Origin of the sequence: Acidiphilium acidophilum (assembly GCF_033842475.1) — a bacterium.
Lineage (GTDB): Bacteria > Pseudomonadota > Alphaproteobacteria > Acetobacterales > Acetobacteraceae > Acidiphilium > Acidiphilium acidophilum.
Genome location: NZ_JAWXYB010000008.1, coordinates 80487 through 100377 on the forward strand (window position 1 = coordinate 80487; position 19891 = coordinate 100377).

Below are 19891 nucleotides of genomic sequence, written 5' to 3' on the forward strand. Positions count from 1 at the left end.
GAGGCTCCGTATCAATTAAAATGACGCCGGCGGCAAAACCGCCGGCGATTATTTTAGAAGTGGTATTGACTGATGTTTGCTGCGGTGAAAATCAGCGGTTTGCTGAAAACGATGACCTTATTTTTGACCGTGTAATTTCCAAGTCCTTTGACCGTGAATGTGTCATTGGGCTTGAGCTTGTTGTCGGCGGCGAGGCGGGCCACGTTCATGACTAATTCTCCCTCCTTGACTTCGTTCCAGAGGGGACTTGCCTTGATGATGCCGTCCTTGACGTATTGACGGATTGAATTCGGATCGCTGCAGCCTGTAACGAAGACTTTACCAACCCGGTTCAGTTTTTTCACTGCCGCCGCCGCGCCCACTTCCGCTGCGCCGTCTGGCGCGATGATCGCGGTGACATCGGGGTAGGCCTGAAGAATATTCAGCCCCGCCGAAAGCGATTTTGACGGGCTCGAATAACCGTATTGCGTGGTCACGACCGACATTTTCGGATACGTTTTTGTCATATAGGTTTTAACTGCGGCCAGCCACGCGTTCTGGATCGTCGCGTCAGGCGTGGAGGACAGGATGGCAATCTTGGCGTCCGGGCCTGCGTATTTCTCGACCGAATCGACCAGGGCTTTGCCCATCGCGGGATAGGACGTATCCTGGATAAAGAAGTCACGCGCGTTCGGTGCAACATCGGAATCGTAGCTGACTACCTTGATTCCTTGTTTCATCGCACGTTCGAGGGCTGGCGCCGGCTCCGTCGGGTTGTTGGCCGTGATCGTGATCACGTTGAAGCGACGCGCGATCAGGCTGTTGATGATGTCGACCTGACCTTGCGCGGACGCGGTGACCGGGCCGGTGTAGAGAAACTGGATATTGAGTTTTTTTGCGGCCTCGATCGCGCCCTGTTCATTCGCCTTGAAGACCGATAGGCCGATGAGTTTGGGGACCATCGCGACCTTGATGCGCTTCCCCGGTGCTTGGGCATGGGCAGCGGATGCGATGCCGAAGAGGGTGGCGGAGAGCAGGAGGTTTCTGACAAACGGTTTCATGGAAGATCTCCACTGATGGTGTTTTATGATTAGCGTTTGGGCACTTCAGGTTTTCGGCGGCGGAACCTCCTGTTTAGGAGAATTGACCAGGCGCAGCAGCACCGCGCCAAAACCGAAGCCGCGATCCGACAGCAGGTTTTTAGCGCCGATCGACACAAGGAGTATCGCCCCGGTGAGCATCGTCGTGATCATGTCGGAAAATCCGGCGATCAGCATACCCTGGCGAAGGATGCCGAGGATCAGAACACCGAGGACGACCCCAAGAATCCCGCCTTCTCCCCCGAAGATGCTGACTCCGCCGAGCACGACCATGGTGATCGCGGTGAGTAGTAATATATTGCCCATGTCAGGTCGGACAGCGTCGTAATAGGATGCCAGCATGATGCCGGCGATGGCCGCCATCAACCCGCTCAGGGCATAGACCCGCCGAAGCATAGTCGGCACCGCCACGCCAGCGTAATGCGCGGCATCGCGATTATAGCCAATCATTATCACGCGCCGGCCGAAACCAGTTCGCTTGATCAAGAGGGTGAAAGCGAAGGCAAGGGCAGCAAATAATACCAGCGGTACCGGAATGATGCCCCCGATCGTGCCGGTGCCGAGAACAGCAAAGCTCTTGACGAACCCGTAAGGCGGCGCAGGGCCGGCGAAGGCGGTGGCGAGGCTTGCGTAGATGAAGCTGGTCGCGAGGGTGGCGATCAGCGGTTCGATCCGCAGCCGGGTGATGATCAGCCCGTTAAGCCATCCGAGCAGCACCCCGATACCGATCGCAATGAGCGCGGCTAGCCAGATGTTCACCCCGGATTGCTTGGTCAATAGGGCCATGATGACGGCGGCAAGGCTCGCGATCGCCCCTACCGACAGATCGATGCCCCCGGTCAAGATGACGATGGCAAGGCCGATCGCAACGAAGCCGAAAGGGAGAAACTGCTCGGTAATGGCGAGTGTGCCGCCGAACCCGTCATAGAAGCCGGGAATAAATAGACAGAATCCGGTCAGTAACGCGACCGTGATCAAGGACAAGGTTCGATCCCAGGGGTCCTGCGGGAGGTACCTGTTCATCGCGCTGCTCCCCGAGTGCCGCCGAACGAAACCGCTGCAAGAATCATCAAGCCCTCGCCTGCGGAATACCAGATAGCTGGCACGTGTAGGAACACCAGAGCGGTGATCACTACGCTGAGAAAAATGCTGCCGATCACGGTGCCTGCTAGATTACCTCGCCCGCCGCTGATCGCGGTTCCGCCGATCAAGGCGATGGCGATGGTCTGCAACTCAACATGGTCGCCCGTGCCTGTGGTTGCAGTTGCCGATCCGGTATAGGCAACGAACACGAGGCCGCCGAACGCCGCCAGCGCACCGGAGATCATATAGACCCGGAGCAGCGTGCGCTTGACTGGGATACCGGCGTTATAGGCTGCGCTCGCGTTGTTGCCGACGGCGAGGATGTTGCGACCGAAAATGGTGTAATGCAGCACGTACCAGGCCAGCAGGGCGACCACGGTGAGGGCGATGACAGGGATCGGAACCGGCAGACCTGGGATCAGGTTGTCGTTGCCGAAAGCAGCGAATTGGCGCGATACCTGATCTACCTGCGTGCCGTTGGAAACAATGAAGGTGATGCCGCCGAACAGGCTGTAGGTGCCGAGCGTTGCGATGATCGGCGGGATGCGCACCCAGGCGACCATCAACCCGTTGATACTGCCGAGCATGGCCCCCATCACGAGGCAGAGCGGCAAGGCAACGGCAAGCCCTAGATGCGACGTAGTCGAAGCGAGGCCGAAGATCATAGCACTCAGGCCCATGACGGCCGAGACCGACAGGTCGATCCCCTTTGTCATTATCACGAAGGTCTGCCCAATTGCGATCAGCCCGAGGACGACGGCACCGAGCACCATGAATTCGAGATTGTCATAAGCCATGAAACCCGGCTTGAACACACCGACCGCGAGCACGATTGCAACGGTGACGACGAGGAGGGTGATTTCCCGCACCTCGCGACGTCCGCGCCGGGGTCTGGTGGTCAATAACGCCGCACTCATGCCGCCGAACTCCCAGCGCCCAGGAACGCCGCGCCGACGCTGGCAGCATTGATTTCGGCACCGCACAATTCGGCCGTGATGCGCCCAGCGTATATGGCGAGGATACGGTCGCATAGGGCAATCAGTTCCTCGAGCTCCGAGGAAATCACGATGATGGCCATGCCCGCCTGCGATAGTTCCTCGATCAGGCGGTAGATATCTTCCTTGGCACCGACATCGACGCCGCGGGTCGGTTCATCGAGGATCGCGACTTTGGGATTAGTACTCATCCATTTGCCGAAAACAATTTTCTGCTGGTTGCCGCCTGAGAGTTCGCGCATCGGCTGTTCCGGTCCGCGCGCGCGTACGCGAAAACGCGCGATGGTCTGTTCGGCGATGTCGACTTCGCGTCCCCGGTCGAGTAGGCCGATGGGGTTCTGCAGGCGGGTGATCTGTCCGGAGGTAGCGTTATCGCGGATCGACATCGGCAGGATCGCACCGTGGCGGGCGCGGTCTTCCGGCACGTAGACGAGGCCGGATTCGATGATACGCGGGATCGAGGCGTGAGTGATGTCCTGCCCGTTGAGCATCACGATGCCTGCGGATTTTTCACGCAGGCCACAGATCGCTTCGGCGATTTCGGTCCGACCGGCACCGATCAGTCCGGCAAAGCCGACAATTTCGCCGGGGCGGATATCGAGATCTATCGCGCGGAAGGCGGTCGGGTGGGTGAGGCCGCGCACCGAAAGGATGGGGGTGCCGGTGGCGGCGCGGTGGATGCGCTTGCGGTCGAAACTGAGGGTGCGGCCAACCATGGCGCTGACTAGGCGAGCGCGGTCAAACCGGCCGCGATCGACCTCGTCGGACACGGCGCCGTCACGTAGGACGCTGATGCGGTCGCTGATGTCCATGACTTCGTCCATTCGGTGGCTTATGAAGCCGAGCGTGTAGCCCTCGTTGCGAAGGCGGCGGATGATACCGAACAGGAAGCCCACTTCGCGCGATGTGAGCGGCGAGGTCGGTTCGTCGAACAGAATGACGCGGCAGCCACGCAAGAGGGCCTTGGCGCATTCGACCAACTGCTGCTGGGCGATGCTGAGATGGCGGGCGTCGTCGCGCACGTCGATGTCGAGACCTAGGGTTCGCAGGGCCTCTTGGGCGCGGGTGCGGATGCTGTGCCAGTCGATCCGGGCCGCTATGCCGCGGGTGGGCAGCATTCCGAGATACATGTTTTCCGCGACGCTAAGCTCGCCCATCAAGGCGGGTTCTTGCGGCACCAGATAGATACCGTGGGCCTGAGCTGCGCGCGGGTTGCGCAGGTCAAGCGGTGCGGAGTCTAGGGTAATGGTTCCCGCATCCGGACGATGGATACCGGCGAGAACGCGAAACAAAGTGGATTTACCGGCACCGTTTTCGCCCATCAGCGTATGAACCTCGCCGGGCGCGAGGTTGAGGCTGACGCGTTTTAGTACACGGTTGGCGATAAAGCTTTTGTCGACAGCGACTGCACGGAGCCAACCAGTGCCGTTGCCTGGCGATGCCGCTAGTCGCTGATCATGACCGAGCACAAGCGTTGACGGTGACTTTGCAAGCAATTTTCGTTTCCCCATGCCCCGGCGCCGTTATCCTAAGGTGCCTAGCCAATTCGATATAGTCGCTCATTTTTGGTAGCGCAACCAGAATCGGACAGCGCTACCATCTTGCGCCGCAGGGGAAACTTAGCGATAGTCAGCGCCAATTGAAACCGCCGCGCACGATCGCGGTATAATGCTGGAGACCCACGCCGGTTATGGACCCGATGTCCGCTTCGTTGCGCCCGCGCGAATCGCGGCGTGGCCGCCGAACCGCCGTGACGCTGAACCATGTCGCCGCCGCCGCCCAAGTGTCGCCGATCACGGTCTCGCGGGCCCTGAACGCGCCGGATACAGTTTCCGAGACCTTGCGCGAGCGGATCAATGCCGCGGTCGAGGCTCTGGGTTATGTGCCGAACCGGATGGCGGGCGCGCTGGCTTCGGCCAAAACGCGGGTGATTCCGGTGATCGTGCCGTCCCTCTCGAATGTCGTGTTCGTCGAGGTGATCGAGGGGATTCAGGAAACGATCGAGGCAGCGGGATATCAGATGCTGCTGGGCAGCACCGATTACGATCTCGATCGCGAGGCCGGACTGGCATCGACCCTGCTCGGCTGGGCGCCGCCGGGCGTTCTGCTCGCAGGGCTGCGGCATCTGCCGCGCACCACAAATTTATTGAAGAACGCCGATGTGCCGGTGGTCGAATTCATGGAATACGGTGCCCGCTGCATCGACATGAATGTCGGCCTGTCGCACGTGCAGGCGGGTGCCGCGATGGCGGCGCATCTGCTCGCGCGCGGCTATCGGCGGATCGGGTTCGTCGGTACTCGGATGCGCGGCGATTATCGGGCCCGGCAACGCTATGACGGCATGCGCCGGCACATCGCCCAAATCGGCGGTGCGAGCGATGTCTTGTTCGAATATCCTGGCGGCCCGGGGCAGGATGTCGGATGGCACGCGCTCGGCGATATTCTGCAAACACATTCTGACGTCGATGCGCTGTTCTTCGCCAATGACGAAATGGCGGTGGGCGCGGTCCTGCGCGCCCAGCGCGACGGGATCGCCGTGCCGGGGCGCATTGCGATCGCGGGGTTCAACGGCCTGCCGATGAGTGCACTGGTCACCCCCTCGCTCACCACGATCACCTCGCCGCGCAAGCAGATCGGCGAACAGGCCGCCGCGATGCTGCTGAGCCGGATCGATGGCAGATCCCCGCCGCAGCGCCGGATCGATGTCGGGTTCGTCCTCCAACCCCGCAGCAGCACATGACCCCGACAAATAAAAGTTTTCTGCTTCTCCTTTTCAAAAGACTAACGCTGTCCCGTATTCCCGTTCTGGAGCGCTCGCCATGACCCCCACCCGCATCGCCGTGATCGGCCTCGGCTCGATGGGACTCGGCATGGCAACGTCACTCCTGCGTGCCGGTTTCGCGGTCTCAGGCTACGATGTGGTCCCCGCCAATGCCGAACGCCTCGCGGCGGCAGGTGGCCGGATCGCGGCAACCCCGGCGGAGGCCGCATCCGGCGCGGTGGCGGTGGTGTGCGTGGTGGTGAACGCGGCACAGACCGAAGCGGTCCTGTTCGGCCCGGATGGGTGCGCGGCCGCGATGAAATCGGGTGCCGTGTTCATTTCCTGCGCGACGATGGCGCCGGATGTGGTGCGCGGCCTCGCCGCACGGCTGGAAGCGCAGGGGCAGCATTATCTCGATGCGCCGATCAGCGGCGGCGCGGCACGAGCCGCCGAGGGCAAGCTCACCATCCTCGCCTCCGGCAGCGCCGCCGCCTTCGCAACGGCCCGGCCAGCGCTGGATGCGATGGCGGCGACCCTGCATGAGCTGGGCGATGCGCCGGGGGTGGGCGCGGGCTTCAAAATGGTCAACCAGCTGCTCGCCGGGGTGCATATCGCCGCCGCGTGCGAAGCGGTGGCGTTCGGGGCGTCGCTCGGGCTCGACCTGCGGAAACTCTACGAGGTGATCACCGGGTCCGCCGGTAACAGCTGGATGTTCGAGAACCGTGTGCCCCATATTCTCGATGCCGATTACACGCCGCGCAGTGCGGTGAATATTTTCACCAAGGATCTCGGCATCGTGCTCGACATGGCGCGCGCGGCCCCGCTTTCGGTGCCGATGGCGGGTTCGGCGCTGCAATTGTTCCTGATGACGGCGGCAGCGGGGATGGGGCGGGACGACGATGCCTCGGTGGCGCGGTTGTTTGCGATGATTTCAGGGATCGATCTGCCGGACGGCAAATAGAGCAAGTCGTTCCTTTTTCACTTATTCAGGGGATCACGGTCATGGCGCGGTTTGCGGCTAACCTGACGATGATGTTCACCGAACACGCGTTTCTCGACCGGTTTGCCGCGGCGGCGGATGCGGGATTCGATGCGGTGGAGTTCCTGTTTCCCTACGAGCATCCGCCCGAGGCGATCGGCGCGCGCCTCGCACGACACGGGCTCACCCAGGCCCTGTTCAACCTGCCGCCGGGAAACTGGGCGGCGGGCGAGCGCGGGCTCGCATGCCTGCCGGGGCGCCGCGATGAAATGATCGCGGGCACCGCCCTCGCCCTCGACTACGCCGCCGCGACCGGGGTGACCCGCCTGCATCTCATGGCCGGTCTGGGCGACCGCCACGACCCCGCCGCGATGACACGCTACCGCGATGCGGTTACCCGCACGGCGGAAACGCTCGCGGCCCACGGGATCGATCTGCTGCTCGAACCGATCAACGGGCGCGACATGCCGGGCTATTTTCTCAACGACATCGATGCGGCGGCAGCGCTGATCGGCGCGTTGGGCCTCGGCAATGTCCGGCTCCAGTTCGACATGTATCACTGCCAGATCATGCACGGCGACATCACCATGCGCTTGCGCCGCCATATCAAGACGATCGGCCATGTGCAGATCGCGAGCGTACCCTCGCGCCACGAACCGGATGGCGAGGAGGTCCATTACCCGTTCCTGTTCGAGGAGCTGGACCGGTTGGGGTATGCCGGCATCGTCGGCTGCGAATATCGCCCGCGCGGGGCGACGCGGGACGGGCTCGGCTGGTTCGAGACCCTGCGGCGATGAGCCTGATGCTCGGCTGCATCGCCGATGATTACACCGGCGCGTCCGATCTCGCGAACACGCTGACAAGGCAGGGGCTGCGCACGATCCAGACGATCGGCGTGCCCGATGCCGGGCTGGCGCTCGGGACGGTCGATGCCGTGGTGGTCGCGCTGAAAACCCGCTCGATATCATCAGCGGACGCCGTTGCACGGTCGCTGGCGGCGCTGGGCTGGCTGCGCGGCAAGGGCGCGCGGCATATCATGTTCAAGATCTGCTCGACCTTCGATTCGACCGATGCCGGCAATATCGGGCCGGTGACCGAAGCGCTGGCCGCCGCCCTCGATGCGCCGGTGGTGCCGGTGACGCCCGCCTTCCCCGAAACCGGGCGCACGGTGTTTCAGGGTCATCTGTTCGTCGGGTCGCGCCCGCTGCATGAAAGCCCGCTGAAGGATCATCCGCTCAACCCGATGCACGATTCCGATCTGGTACGGGTGCTGGCACGGCAATCGAGGCACGGTGTCGGGCTCGTCGCGCACGATGTCGTCAGCCAGGGAGCCGCCGCCATCGCCGCGCGGCTTGCGGCGCTCGCTGCATCCGGTATGCGCAGCGCGATCGTCGATGCGATCTCGGAGCCGGATCTGATCGCCCTGGGCGCGGCGGCCCTGAGGCTGCCATTGTCCACCGGCGCTTCCGGCCTCGGGCTCGGTCTTGCCCGCGCCGCGCGGGGCGAAAGCGCGGGCACGGCGCCGCCGGTATGGGAAGCGCCCGGCGGGCCTGCCGCCATCATCGCGGGCAGTTGCGCCGCCGCGACGCTCGAACAGATCGCTGCGGTTGAGCCGGATCTGCCGGTGCATCGCCTCGATATCGATCGGCTGTTGAACGATCCGGTCTATGCCGATGCTGCACTGGCCTCGACCGAAGCACAGCTTTCGCAGGGGCCGGTGCTGCTCGCGAGCAGCGCCACGCCAGATGTGGTCGCGCAGTTGAAAGCGGCGCATGGCGATGATGTCGGGGCGCGGATCGAGGCGGCGCTGGCCCGGCTGGCCGCCGGGCTAGTCGAACGAGGGGTGCGGCGGTTGATCGTCGCGGGGGGTGAAACCTCCGGCGCGGTGATCGACCGGCTGGGGGTCGCAGCGCTGGAAATCGGCCCTGAAATCGCGCCCGGCGTGCCGTTGCTGCGCAGCATCGGCGGCGCGCCGATGCTGTTCGCCCTGAAATCGGGCAATTTCGGCGGGGCGGATTTTTTCCGCCGCGCTCTGGCCGCGATGGGCGTTGCGGCTTGAGGTGGGGCACGATCAACGGAATGCGCGATACGGCAGGGCTGGTGGTCTCGAATTAGTCGCGCCATGGCAGATACATAATTAATCATTAGCGCCATTAGTGGTTCGTTAAGGGTTCAAATGCGATGTAGGTGGTCTCATTGATATGTCCGAGCGATGAACCAGATCTCGTCCCAACCGCCGATCCAAACTGACGACCAGAACATCGCCCGGTCAGTCATTCGAACGACCACATCCGACCAGGCTGCGGCCTTACGCGAAAGCTTCCTCGTCATTGAGGGGAGCATAAGGATCTGTGGGGTATGAGCGAGATCGGGTAATCTGGGTGGATGAAGCGAACGCTGAAATCGACACTGCCAAAGGAATGCTCGGCGGCATCCGCCTCATCGGAGCCGGAATCGATCGTGCAGATCAAGGTTTGGCTGCATGGGATCAGCCCGATGGTCTGGCGGCGCGTTCTGGTGCCCTCGACGCTCACTCTTCGTGAATTGCATGGGGTGATCCAGGTTGCGATGGGCTGGGACGGCATTCATCTTTATCAATTCTGCCTCCGCGCCGCGGAATACGGTTCGGTGGAGCTTTCGGCGTCCTCGCCCGACGTGACGCTGGCAGCGCTCCGGCTTCGAAAGAACGCCCGGTTTACCTATGAATATGATCTGAACATTCCCTGGCGCCACGAGGTTCGCATTGAGGGCTGGCTCAACCCTGGGGACGGCAAAGCATATCCTGCTTGTGTCGCCGGGGATGGTGCCTGCCCACCGGAGGATTGTGGCGGCCCGGATGCCTTCATGGTCAATCGGGATGGTATCCTGTCGATGGATGGCCTGGAGGATCTGGGCACCATGATCGATATCATCGAGGGCGTTGTCCTTGAGGGCCGTCAGGAAATTCTCAACGATGAGGAGGCGATGTGGCGGCTGGAACAGGCTGTCGATCGCAGTCATGCGCGGGAACGTGCCCGAGGCCGGCCATTTTCACGACGCGCGGTAAACGCCCGACTTCGCCGCGCCGAGTATCGGGAGCTTATGCACCAGCAATGCTGACACGAGCCGCCCTGCGCTGCGCGAGCAGTTCGGCGGCCAGCAGCGCCGCCTCATCGCCACGTTGCTGTCGAATGCCGGAGATCAGTGCGTGAGCTGCCGGGTCAGTGAGTTGGTCGAACCGGCGCTGCAGCGTTGCCGCCGTGGTTTCGGCATACAAGCGCGTTGTGGCGATGCTTTCGTGACCGAGGAAGCGCTGTAGATCGGTGATGTCCATGCCCAGCGCAAGCAATCGAGTGGCGACCGTGTGACGCAGCAGATGCGGGTACACCCGCTTGGTGATCCCTGCCGCGCTGGCGACGTCCCGCACAATCTGGCCGACCCGCTGGCGGGTTAACACGTGGGGTATCGGGCCGGACCCCTGCTGGCGGCTGACGAAGAGCGGTCCGGCGCGGCGCGCGGCGATGTGCAGCCGAAGCAACTGCGCCAGATCACGCCGGATCGGCACCTCGCGACGTTTGCCGCCCTTGCCCTGGCGGATTACGACCATGCGCTCGACCAAACTGACATCCTCGACCCGAAGCTGCACCAGTTCGGAGGCTCGCGCACCGGTTTCCAGCAAGGTCTGGAGCATCAGCCCGATCCTGCCATCCCGTGCGTATGCCTGATCGAGAAAGCGAAGTTCTTCCTCGACGGTCAGCCTGTCCACACTCCCGCGCCGCTCGGGCGGTGCCCGCAGGCCAGCACGTTGCCTCGCCGCCCGGAACACAGCCTTGCTCTGAGCATAGTCCACCCCCTCGCGAACGAGCACGGTGGCAATGGCAGTGGCGGCGCGGGTGATGGAAGCCATAATTCAGTTTGCTATCTTTCGGTCGGAATGCAAACTGATGGTTCTTTGGGGCTAGGCCGGTGGCGAAATCGGGTGTCGCACAGGCTGTCGGCTTTCCACTCCGGCGCTTGTGGAAAACTCGCCCCGTCCGCACCGCCAGCTCGAAATGGGAGATATACAATGCGTGTCAGTGTCCTGCTCCAGATCACCGATGATGAGGGTGTTGCCCGTGCGGCCGAACCAGTTGCCGTGTTTGAAAAAGCGACAGAACGACCGGAAGACGTGGGTTTGTCGATCAGCGAGGGGAAAACTCTTATGACGGCTGTCCAGCGCCGGATCGTCGGGTCTCAGGTCGCATCGTGGACGGCGCGTCACCGGAATTGCCAAGCGTGTGGTGCCCGGCAGCGCAGTAAAGGCAATTATCCGCTCATATTTCGAACGCTGTATGGCGACGTGCCGCTTGCCGGTCTGCGATTGCATCGCTGCCCGTGCCAAGGCGATCATGGGCCAGCCACAACGTCACCGTTGGGCGAGTTCTTCCCGGAGCACATTGCCCCGGAACGGCTGTATCTGGAGACGCGCTGGTCATCGCTCGTACCCTATGCGGCCGCGGCGGGACTGATGGCTGACATCCTGCCGATCGCATCAGGCGCAAACGCGACGACGTTGCGCGACCACACCTTGCGCGTCGCGGCGCGCGCTGAGGCCGAACTGGGGGAAGAGCGACCTTGCTTCATCGATGGTTGCCCGGCGGAATGGGCCAAGCTGCCGATACCGGAAGGCAGGATCGTGGTCGGTCTTGATGGCGGCTACGTTCGGAATTGGGAAGAAAAGAAGACAAACTTCGAGCTGATCGTCGGACGGTCGATTCCCGAGGATCGCGCACCCCGCTACGTCGGCATGGTGCATGGATACGATTGCAAACCAAAGCGCCGCCTATTTGAAATGCTCAAGAGCCAGGGCTTACAGGCGAACCAGGACGTCACCTTTTTGACCGACGGCGGGGAGGAGGTTCGCGCATTGACCGAACTGGTTACTCCGATAGCCGAGCATGTCCTGGACTGGTTTCACATCACCATGCGGATCACCGTGCTTGGCCAGTTTGCAAAGGGGGTGGGGCAGCGGAACGAAGCAATCGGGGCCCGGCTGGCCAGCGAACTCGATCGCATCAAATGGAAGCTCTGGCACGGAAACGGGCACGGCGCCCGCGAGCTGATCAACGATTTTGAAACCGACCTTGCCGATCTCGACGTGGACTACCCCAATCTTCGAAAATTCATCACGCTCGCCCGTGAGTTCGGGGTCTATATCACCTCAAATCTGGCCAGCCTGATCAACTACGGCGAACGATATCGATCTGGCGAGCGGATATCCTCGGCATTCGTTGAGGCGACAGTTAATGCCGTGGTGAGCAAGCGGTTCGCCAAAAAGCAGCAGATGCAGTGGACCCGGCGCGGGGCACATCTGCTCCTACAGACCCGCACCCGGACACTCGACGGAACGCTGCGCTCAACCTTTGAACGCTGGCATCCTGGCATGGCCAATGACAATGGAGGCCACGCTGATCATGCCGCCGTGGCGTGAATACCCCACAGAACCTTATGCTCCCGTCATTGAGGCCCGAAGTAACGAAACGCCCCGATTTGTAGCATAAGCGGACAAAGGGAGAACATCATGCGGCCCTCGATACTGTGTCGGGTACGGGTCTGAGTGGGCGCAATCCGACAGGGTTTTCCGTTGATTTCTGCTGGCTGCCCCAGATGTAGTCCCCGGTCAGGTTCACGTGCTCCCAGCCGATCGGGGAAAGGTGAGTAAGGTGGGCATCTTGAACATCTTCGACCTTACGCAAGGCGTCGATGGCGCGGCCAAGATAGCGCGTGTTCCAGAGGATGATCGCGGTGACGACCAGATTGAGGCCGGATGCGCGGTGCTTCTGATTTTCGAATGTCCGGTCGCGGATTTCGCCGAGCCTGTGGATGAAGACCGCCCGCGCCAGGCTGTTCCGAGATTCGCCCTTGTTGAGTTCCTGGCTGCTCTCGCGGCGTAATTCGGGGTCTTCCAGCCAGTCGAGGGTGAATAGCGTGCGCTCGAGCCGGCCAAGTTCCCGGAGTGCTGCGGCGACACCGTTTTGTCTGGGATATGAGGCGAGTTGGCGCATGATGAGCGACGCGGTCACGGTGCCGGTGCGGATTGACGTGGCGATCCGCAGAATGTCTGTCCAGTGCGCTCGGATCAGGTCGATGTTGATGCGGCCGGCGATCATCGGCCCGAGCGTCGGGTAGGTCGTGGCCTTGGCGAAGCTGTAGAGGCGGCGATCTTTCAGGTCGGGAATTCTTGGTGCAAACTGGAATCCGAGCAGGGCGCACAAGGCGAAGACGTGATCCGATACGCCTCCGCCATCGGTATGGTGGCGGTGCTGGCGTGACATGACTTCGCCGTGATGATCGAGCAGTCCGTCGAGGACATGGATCGCCTCGCTCGCGGTCGCGGCGATAACCTTGGTATGGAACGGCGCGTAGCGACCTGAGAGATGGGTATAGAATTTGATGCCAGGTTCATGGCCATAATGGGCGTTGAACTGACTCGCATCGCGGCCGAACCCACCGGCCCGGAAGAATTGTCCATCCGAGGACGAGGTTAATCCTGAGCCGAATATCGCGGCGAGCGGCTCGCGATTCTGATAATCGACAAGGCGCCGCAACGCCAGCGCGTAAGTCTCATCGCGAATATGCCAATCGGCCGCCCAGGCGAGTTGACCGAGGCTGGCGATACTGCACGCTTCGGCCATGCGGGTCAGACCCAGATTGAGCCGGTCGGCCAGAAGGCCGGCGATGAGAACTCTGGGATCATCAACAAGCTCTCCTGTCCGCAAATGGGTGAAGCACTCGGGGAAGCGGGTCCAGCCGGCAACCTCCGACAACAGATCGGTGATCCGTATACGCGGCAACATCGCATACAGGCGGCCCGCGAATGCTTCGGCCTCGGGCGGTGTCGATTTCTCAATCGGCGTGATTTTCAGAACCCCTTTGTCAATCGTGACGTCGGGCAGCAACCCGCCTTTGGCACGGGCTTCAACCGCGGCAAGTCGTTCATTGAGGCGGGTCTGACGTTCCGCGATGAACCGTTCGAAATCGGTCTCAACGGCAAGCGGAATGCCGGAATCTCCTTGCATAGTTTGCAGGGTTTCCGTGGAAATCAGACGATCTTCGAAGGCCCGATACTGCCGACTGCCCATGACCCAGACATCACCGGCGCGTAGGCGCGTGCACAATTCCGCCAACACGCAGAGTTCATAATAACGCCTGTTGATGCCGTTCCCGGGCAAAACATGGCGCACCCAACGCTGGCGGATGAAGGCGGTCGGGGCGGATTTCGGCAGGGTTGTGGCACCGGCTTTATTGATCCGGCGCAACGTATCTATGGCGCGCATCAGCGGTGTCGTGGCGGCCACGCCTTGGAAGGTAAAAGCTTCGAGAAAGGCTGGTGCCCATCGCCTGACGCCAGCATAGTGCTCGGTCAACTTTTGGTATGGATCAAATTCCTCCGGCCGGGCCAGGGCCTCCGCTTCGGCGACCGTCGTGCAGAACCGCTCCCAGGGCATCACCTTGTCGATCGCCGCGAAGGGATCCCCCTTGCCGGCACGCGCGGTGATCAAGGCCGTTCCGATCCTGGCAAAGAGCCGGACCTTTTCGTTGATCGCTCGTCCATCAGCCTGGAAATCACGAGCGTGCTTGCCTTCGGCTTTCCGGAACATCGCACCAATCAACCGTTCGAACAGATCAATGGCATGATCTGTCAGGTTAGCCGCCAGATCGAGGATGATGGCGGTGAGTGTGGCGTGGCGTCGCCGGCGTTCGTAATCGGCGATATGCTGAACCGTCATGCGTCCCGCCTCGCGGGCAAGCTGTGCAAGACGGGCTTGGTTAACGAGATGGCCCCGCGCCGGAGCGAGACCGATCGCCCGCACATGCGCCAACCGTTCGATCAATCCGAGCATCGAACCAGGCTTTGCGGATTCCGGCATCTGGCGCAGCCAGGCCAGCCAGCTCTGACTGGTTTCCAGGCGCCGCGCTGTCAGGGCATCCAAACCGCGTCGTTGGTTGGTGGATAATCCGTCGGTCAGCCGACGCTCAGTTTCACGCCGCGCTTTGTGTCGTACCTCGATGCAAATTCGCTCAAGTCTCGCTGGCGCCGGTACAATGATGCCGCGTTGCCGGCATTCCTCCATAGCCAGAGCGGCAAGATCAAGCAGACGCTCGTTCTCGATCGCATGGGGAAGCAGCCAGGCTGACAGTTCATTTGCGGCCTTGGGGCCAAATGTCCGGAGCCCGAGGCGGTTCAGCAAAGACGCGGAATGACGACGTCGATTTTGTTCGGATGCCAGGTAGGATACGAGTGAATCTGGCAAGACGTCGATCTGATCGGCAACAAATGAAACCAGAGATGGATCGGGTATCTCACCCGCTCGCAGCACTCGGCCAGGATGGCGCAGATAGCAAAGCATCAGCGCGTAGCCGAGGCGATGATGATCACCACGGCCGCGTCGAATCAGCGCCAAGTCCGCAGCCGACAGGGTATAATGGCGGATCAGACCCCGCTGATCGGTCGGCGGATCAAACAGCAGTACGATCTGGTCCTCGGTCAGTATTCGGCGATATCCCACTTTTTTCTCCCTGAGCGTTCGCGCCGGGAGACCAGCCGATCCGGGCCAAGGAGTCGACCAGCGTGCTGCGCGGGATGCCAAAAGTCCGGCAAACCGACGCTTTCGTGGCACCAGCATCGAGCGCGGTGATCACGGTGGCCAATTTCTCCGGATCGATTCCGAAAGGTCTGCCACCTTGCCGCCCGCGTCGGCGGGCGGCAGCCAGACCGGCGTTCACCCGCTCTTGAGTGAGGGAACGCTCGAACTGCGCCAGGGCGCCAAAGACGTGGAAAAGGAACTCGCCCTGCGGTGTGGTGGTATCCATCTGTTCGGTCAGAGACCGGAAGGCGATCCCCCGCGCCCGGAGCCCGTTCACGGTTTCCAGCAAATGGGGCAACGAACGGCCCAGTCGGTCGAGCTTCCAGACCACAAGACAATCGCCAGGTTGAAGATAGGCCAGTGCCGACGCAAGGCCGGAGCGATCCCGCCGGCTGCCACTGGCATGGTCCGCGAATAGGTGCCGTTCATCGACGCCGGCGCAAAGTAACGCATCGCGCTGTAGATCCAGCACCTGCCGGTCATTATCTGTGGAGACGCGCATGTAGCCGATCAGCATGTACGGAAAACCCCCCAACATTGGTTTCCGTACACCATACCATTCCGACATGGTTTCTCGTACATAATTCGGGGGATAAAATCGAGTTTTCTGACACCGCCCGTACCCCTGACGGAAAACATGTGTTTTCCGTACAGCCGAAATTCTGACTTCAGCACCGGGATCTCCGATCAAACCGGCAGAATCCCTCGATTTTGCCCCTCCAGCGTTCTCGGTTTGTCCGCTTATGCTACAATTTGGGGCGTTTCGTTACTTCGGGCCGGTACTCGCATCGGCATCATCGGGGCGTTCGAATGCCGCGATGACATCGAGGATCGCCATTCCGTACCGGTCGATCTTCGTCCTGCCGATCCCGGGTATCCCTTCCAGCTCGGCCAGACTATGCGGATGCGCAACGGCGATCGCGGCGAGCGTGTCATCCTGAAAAATCACGTAGGGCGGCACGTTCTGGCTTTTCGCGAGATAGGTGCGTTCGGCCTTCAACATCGCGAACAGCTGGGCGTCGCGTTTGCCCAGCTCGATCCGCTCGCTCTTCTTCGCAACAGCGGCCGTTGCCGTTCGGGTCGCCCGGTCGCGCCGGAACGAAATCGCCGCCTTGCCGTGCAGGATATCGCGGCCCAACGCGGTCAGCTTGATCGCCCCGAAATGATCATGGTCGATCTCGACCGCTCCCTGGACGATCAACTGGCGAAAGACCGAACTCCAGACCGGCTTGCCGAACTCCTTGCCCACGCCGAAGGTCGGCAGCCGGCTATGCCCGAACCGGCGCATCTTCTCGGTATTCGCACCGAGCAGAATGTCGATCAGATGCCCCACCCCGAAACGCTGATTGGTTCGAAACACCGCCGACATCGCCTTCTGTGCCGCCACGGTGCCGTCCCAGGTCTCGACCGGTGCCAGACAGGTGTCGCAATTGCCGCAGGGTTCGGCCATCCGCTCCCCGAAATGCGCCAGGATCGCCTGACGGCGACATGACGCCGTCTCGCAAACCCCGAGCAACGCCTCCAGCTTCGCCCGCTCGATCCGCTTGACCTCGATCGGGGACTGGCTCTGGTCGATCATCGATCGTCGCAGCACCAGATCCTGCATGCCGTAGAGCAGAAGCGTCTCGGCAGGTAACCCGTCGCGCCCCGCCCGGCCGGTCTCCTGATAATACGCCTCCAGACTACCCGGCAGATCGAGATGCGCGACAAACCGCACATCCGGCTTGTCGATCCCCATACCGAACGCGATCGTCGCCACCAGAACCAGCCCGTCTTCCTTGAGGAAGGCATCCTGGTGGTGCGATCGGATCGCGCTATCGAGCCCGGCATGATAGGGCAACGCCCGGATCCCGCTCGCCTGCAATCCCGCTGCGGTCTCATCGACGGATTTGCGACTGAGGCAGTAGACGATGCCACTCTCACCCTGACGGGTTTTCAGGAAGCTCATCAGTTGCCGCCGGGGCTCGGTCTTGGGCAATATGGCGTAGCGGATATTCGGTCGATCAAAGCTCGACAGAAACAGCCGGGCCGTATCGAGTTTGAGGCGACGGCGGATATCCTCGCGGGTCTGGCGATCCGCCGTCGCGGTCAGGGCGATCCGCGGTACCCCGGGAAACCGCGCCGCGAGTTCACCGAGCTGAAGATATTCCGGCCGGAAATCGTGCCCCCACTGACTGACGCAATGAGCCTCATCGATCGCCAGCAACGCGACCTCCGCGCCATCGAGCATCTCCAGGAAATCCGGCATCATCAGCCGCTCCGGCGCGACATAGAGAAGGTCGAGCCGACCGTCCCGCAACGCGGCTTTCGCCTTGAAGCGCTCGCTGCCCGACAACGAAGAGTTCAGCGTTGCGACCCGGACATCGAGCTGGCGCAGAATATCGACCTGATTGCGCATCAGGGCGATCAGCGGCGAGACCACGATCGCGACCCCGGACCGACAAAGCGCCGGGATCTGGTAGCACAGGGATTTGCCGCCCCCGGTCGGCATCAGCACGATCGCATCGCCACCCGCCACGACATGCTCGATGATCTCCTGCTGATCCCCCCGGAACCCCGGTAAGCCAAAGACCGTGTTCAGGATCCGGCGCGGCTGGTCGGACGCCGTGGTCTGGATGGGCTGTGCATGCCGGGTCGGTTCGAGGGACGCCATGAAATCATGCTACCCCGATCGAGACCGTCCAGCCATCAGGGGACCGCACCAGGGTAAGGCGGCGCGAAATCCCGTGGTTCAGTCTCGCCCGGAATGCTGGGCCGTCCGAACACCCGGTACGTTTAGGGACGGGGCGGTCGCCGCGGGCTCGGTACATCGACTTGGCTGCACCCATAGGCGACTCGATGCGAGGCTTGCTACGTTGACCGCCTCATCGGGGAGTAAATGATGCCCGCCACGACACAGACCATGTTTTCGTCACTAGCGATCCACGCGCGTCTCCATGAGTTGTTCACGGCAGCACTCGATTTCGTGGCGCCGGATCGTGCCGATGCCCTCATGCGAAAATGGGTGCCACGAGAGCTGTCTCACTCGACCATCACGGATGACCGGATGATGGCGATGATGGCCGATGCGATGTTGCTGTCGGCCGACCTCCTCGTCTCGCAACCGGCGGCCAGCGGCTCGACCGCGTTCGACCGCCTGTCCCGCAGCCTCGGCAAGGTATCGTCCAACGATGCGGCGGCGCTTGCAGCCCTTGGCAAGGCACGCTTCCGGTTGCTCCACGTTCATCAGACCGATGCGGAGGGCCGCGTTACGGTCCGTGATCGTCTGGCTGGGGAGATCATTTCGATCGAGTGTGCGGAGTTGCCGCCAGTTCCGCCGGACATCCACCTCTTTGCCCGCGTCGCCATGACCGGTGATCGGTGCGGTTACCTGATCGGCGCAATCACCCCCCTCGATTCGACCGCTCTGGCCGTCGCCCAGAGCCATGCGGCAGCGGGGGGCAAAGGCAGTTTTGCCAACGCCCGCTGGGCTGAGGCGGTCTATACCCATGTCGTTCGCCATGGGACGGTGGACATTCCCGGACTTAACCGACCGTCCGGCGACGCCAATGAGCCCGATCTCTACGAGGAGATCGATGAGGCTTTGCGCGACCTTGCCCATGACTGGGCCGCATTGGGGGGCAAACCGCCAACCCACGAACTGATATTGCGCGCGCGGCAAATGACAGACCAGACCCGGATCCTCGATGCATTGGACGCGGCGCTCACCGCGCGCGACGCCCGGGATGATCTCATGGCGGAGGCGTTCGAACGCATTGCCGCCCTGCAACTGGAAACCGTTTCGTTGCGGGAGCGCGGCGGATCCGTCGGGCTGACGCTGGATATCATTGCTTGCACCCTCGACGAAGCGATTGCCACGCGTGGCTGGCCGCCCCGTGTCCGCCCATTGTTCGACCGGCTCCGTCCCCGGAATAGAAATCAGCAAACCAATGGCGACCTGCCTCTTGATCGACTGGTTCAGCGCATCCAGGCTCTGCGCGCAAAAACCGTGGCTCAGGGATGTACCGAGCAGGAGGCCATGGCGGCTGCGGAGAAAGTCGCGGAATTGCTCGATCGGTACGGACTGTCCCTGAGCGAACTCGAGCTACAGGCGCAGCCCTGCGAAGGGATCGGCATCCAGACCAATCGGCGCCGGATGGCACCGATTGACGAGTGCATCCCGGCCATCGCGGCGTTCTTCGACTGCCGGGTCTGGGCTGAGCGCGCCCAGGGCGCGCCGCTGCGTTACATCTTCTTCGGCCTTCGCGGCGACGTCACGGCCGCGCAATATCTCTACGAGATGGTCGAGCGCGCCTTCGATACCGAGACGGCAATGTTCCGCCGGAGCGATCTCTACGAGGAGATGAAAGGCGATCGCAGATCCGCGACAAACTCGTTTCAGATCGGTC

Annotated in this window: 15 protein-coding genes; 7 read left to right on the plus strand and 8 right to left on the minus strand. The window is 62.2% G+C overall.

The annotated features are described in order from the left end of the window. Positions 1–53: 53 nt before the first annotated feature. From SIL87_RS02155 to SIL87_RS02170, 4 genes are read right to left on the minus strand one after another with little or no spacing between them, the layout of a single operon-like run. Positions 54–1040, minus strand: coding sequence for an autoinducer 2 ABC transporter substrate-binding protein (locus SIL87_RS02155; protein WP_319612633.1), 987 nt, complete (start codon positions 1038–1040; stop codon positions 54–56). Between the two features lie 45 nt (positions 1041–1085). Next, positions 1086–2102: an ABC transporter permease gene (locus SIL87_RS02160; RefSeq protein WP_319612634.1), complete on the minus strand. Its 1017-nt coding sequence runs from the start codon at positions 2100–2102 to the stop codon at positions 1086–1088. Then, the gene (locus SIL87_RS02165; protein WP_319612635.1) at positions 2099–3031 is read right to left on the minus strand and encodes an ABC transporter permease; all 933 of its coding nucleotides are present in this window, start codon (positions 3029–3031) and stop codon (positions 2099–2101) included. Before SIL87_RS02165 ends, SIL87_RS02160 begins: the two co-directional genes overlap by 4 nt. Before the next feature lie 44 nt (positions 3032–3075). Continuing rightward, positions 3076–4668 (minus strand): sugar ABC transporter ATP-binding protein, encoded by a 1593-nt coding sequence (locus SIL87_RS02170; RefSeq protein ID WP_319612636.1) that lies wholly within the window; start codon positions 4666–4668, stop codon positions 3076–3078. Positions 4669–4847: 179 nt separating this feature from the next. Here SIL87_RS02170 and SIL87_RS02175 point away from each other — a divergent pair, with 179 nt between their 5' ends. The 5 genes from SIL87_RS02175 to SIL87_RS02195 all read left to right on the plus strand — a co-directional run bounded on the left by SIL87_RS02175 (position 4848) and on the right by SIL87_RS02195 (position 9996). Beyond that, the gene (locus tag SIL87_RS02175) at positions 4848–5897 is read left to right on the plus strand and encodes a LacI family DNA-binding transcriptional regulator (protein WP_319612637.1); all 1050 of its coding nucleotides are present in this window, start codon (positions 4848–4850) and stop codon (positions 5895–5897) included. Between the two features lie 79 nt (positions 5898–5976). After that, positions 5977–6879: an L-threonate dehydrogenase gene (gene ltnD / locus SIL87_RS02180; RefSeq protein ID WP_319612638.1), complete on the plus strand. Its 903-nt coding sequence runs from the start codon at positions 5977–5979 to the stop codon at positions 6877–6879. Between the two features lie 41 nt (positions 6880–6920). Continuing rightward, entirely contained in the window at positions 6921–7694 is a 774-nt protein-coding gene (gene otnI / locus SIL87_RS02185) for a 2-oxo-tetronate isomerase (RefSeq protein ID WP_319612639.1), read from the plus strand. After that, complete coding sequence (otnK, locus tag SIL87_RS02190) at positions 7691–8956, plus strand: 3-oxo-tetronate kinase (RefSeq protein ID WP_319612640.1); 1266 nt, start codon at positions 7691–7693, stop codon at positions 8954–8956. The genes otnI and otnK overlap by 4 nt, the downstream gene beginning before the upstream one ends. 326 nt (positions 8957–9282) lie before the next feature. Then, positions 9283–9996: an IS1096 element passenger TnpR family protein gene (locus SIL87_RS02195; protein WP_319612562.1), complete on the plus strand. Its 714-nt coding sequence runs from the start codon at positions 9283–9285 to the stop codon at positions 9994–9996. Here SIL87_RS02195 and SIL87_RS02200 read toward each other — a convergent pair. Next, complete coding sequence (locus tag SIL87_RS02200) at positions 9977–10783, minus strand: tyrosine-type recombinase/integrase (protein WP_319612561.1); 807 nt, start codon at positions 10781–10783, stop codon at positions 9977–9979. The two genes, SIL87_RS02195 and SIL87_RS02200, sit on opposite strands and share 20 nt — an antisense overlap. Positions 10784–10942: 159 nt before the next feature. Here SIL87_RS02200 and SIL87_RS02205 point away from each other — a divergent pair, with 159 nt between their 5' ends. After that, positions 10943–12346, plus strand: coding sequence for an ISKra4 family transposase (locus SIL87_RS02205; RefSeq protein WP_319612560.1), 1404 nt, complete (start codon positions 10943–10945; stop codon positions 12344–12346). A gap of 88 nt (positions 12347–12434) precedes the next feature. On the opposite strand, the gene SIL87_RS02210 is transcribed toward SIL87_RS02205, so the two are convergent. The 3 genes from SIL87_RS02210 to recQ all read right to left on the minus strand — a co-directional run bounded on the left by SIL87_RS02210 (position 12435) and on the right by recQ (position 18156). Beyond that, complete coding sequence (locus SIL87_RS02210; protein ID WP_319612641.1) at positions 12435–15425, minus strand: Tn3 family transposase; 2991 nt, start codon at positions 15423–15425, stop codon at positions 12435–12437. Further along, positions 15376–16020: a recombinase family protein gene (locus SIL87_RS02215; RefSeq protein ID WP_211477180.1), complete on the minus strand. Its 645-nt coding sequence runs from the start codon at positions 16018–16020 to the stop codon at positions 15376–15378. Before SIL87_RS02215 ends, SIL87_RS02210 begins: the two co-directional genes overlap by 50 nt. A gap of 249 nt (positions 16021–16269) precedes the next feature. Next, a complete protein-coding gene (gene recQ / locus SIL87_RS02220; RefSeq protein WP_319612642.1) occupies positions 16270–18156 on the minus strand; it encodes a DNA helicase RecQ in 1887 nt (628 codons plus the stop codon). Between the two features lie 402 nt (positions 18157–18558). Between recQ and SIL87_RS02225 the strand changes: the two genes are divergently transcribed. Further along, the coding region (locus SIL87_RS02225) for a DUF2786 domain-containing protein (RefSeq protein WP_319612643.1) at positions 18559–19891 on the plus strand (1333 nt) is incomplete at its 3' end.

Bases quoted from the DNA above. Each gene is read 5' to 3' on its own strand.
- SIL87_RS02195 (WP_319612562.1), top strand. From the start codon at position 9,283: ATGAAGCGAACGCTGAAATCGACACTGCCAAAGGAATGCTCGGCGGCA.
- SIL87_RS02215 (WP_211477180.1), bottom strand. From the start codon at position 16,020: ATGCTGATCGGCTACATGCGCGTCTCCACAGATAATGACCGGCAGGTG.
- ltnD (WP_319612638.1), top strand. From the start codon at position 5,977: ATGACCCCCACCCGCATCGCCGTGATCGGCCTCGGCTCGATGGGACTC.
- otnI (WP_319612639.1), top strand. From the start codon at position 6,921: ATGGCGCGGTTTGCGGCTAACCTGACGATGATGTTCACCGAACACGCG.
- SIL87_RS02175 (WP_319612637.1), top strand. From the start codon at position 4,848: ATGGACCCGATGTCCGCTTCGTTGCGCCCGCGCGAATCGCGGCGTGGC.
- SIL87_RS02200 (WP_319612561.1), bottom strand. From the start codon at position 10,783: ATGGCTTCCATCACCCGCGCCGCCACTGCCATTGCCACCGTGCTCGTT.
- otnK (WP_319612640.1), top strand. From the start codon at position 7,691: ATGAGCCTGATGCTCGGCTGCATCGCCGATGATTACACCGGCGCGTCC.
- SIL87_RS02160 (WP_319612634.1), bottom strand. From the start codon at position 2,102: ATGAACAGGTACCTCCCGCAGGACCCCTGGGATCGAACCTTGTCCTTG.
- SIL87_RS02155 (WP_319612633.1), bottom strand. From the start codon at position 1,040: ATGAAACCGTTTGTCAGAAACCTCCTGCTCTCCGCCACCCTCTTCGGC.
- SIL87_RS02170 (WP_319612636.1), bottom strand. From the start codon at position 4,668: ATGGGGAAACGAAAATTGCTTGCAAAGTCACCGTCAACGCTTGTGCTC.
- recQ (WP_319612642.1), bottom strand. From the start codon at position 18,156: ATGGCGTCCCTCGAACCGACCCGGCATGCACAGCCCATCCAGACCACG.
- SIL87_RS02205 (WP_319612560.1), top strand. From the start codon at position 10,943: ATGCGTGTCAGTGTCCTGCTCCAGATCACCGATGATGAGGGTGTTGCC.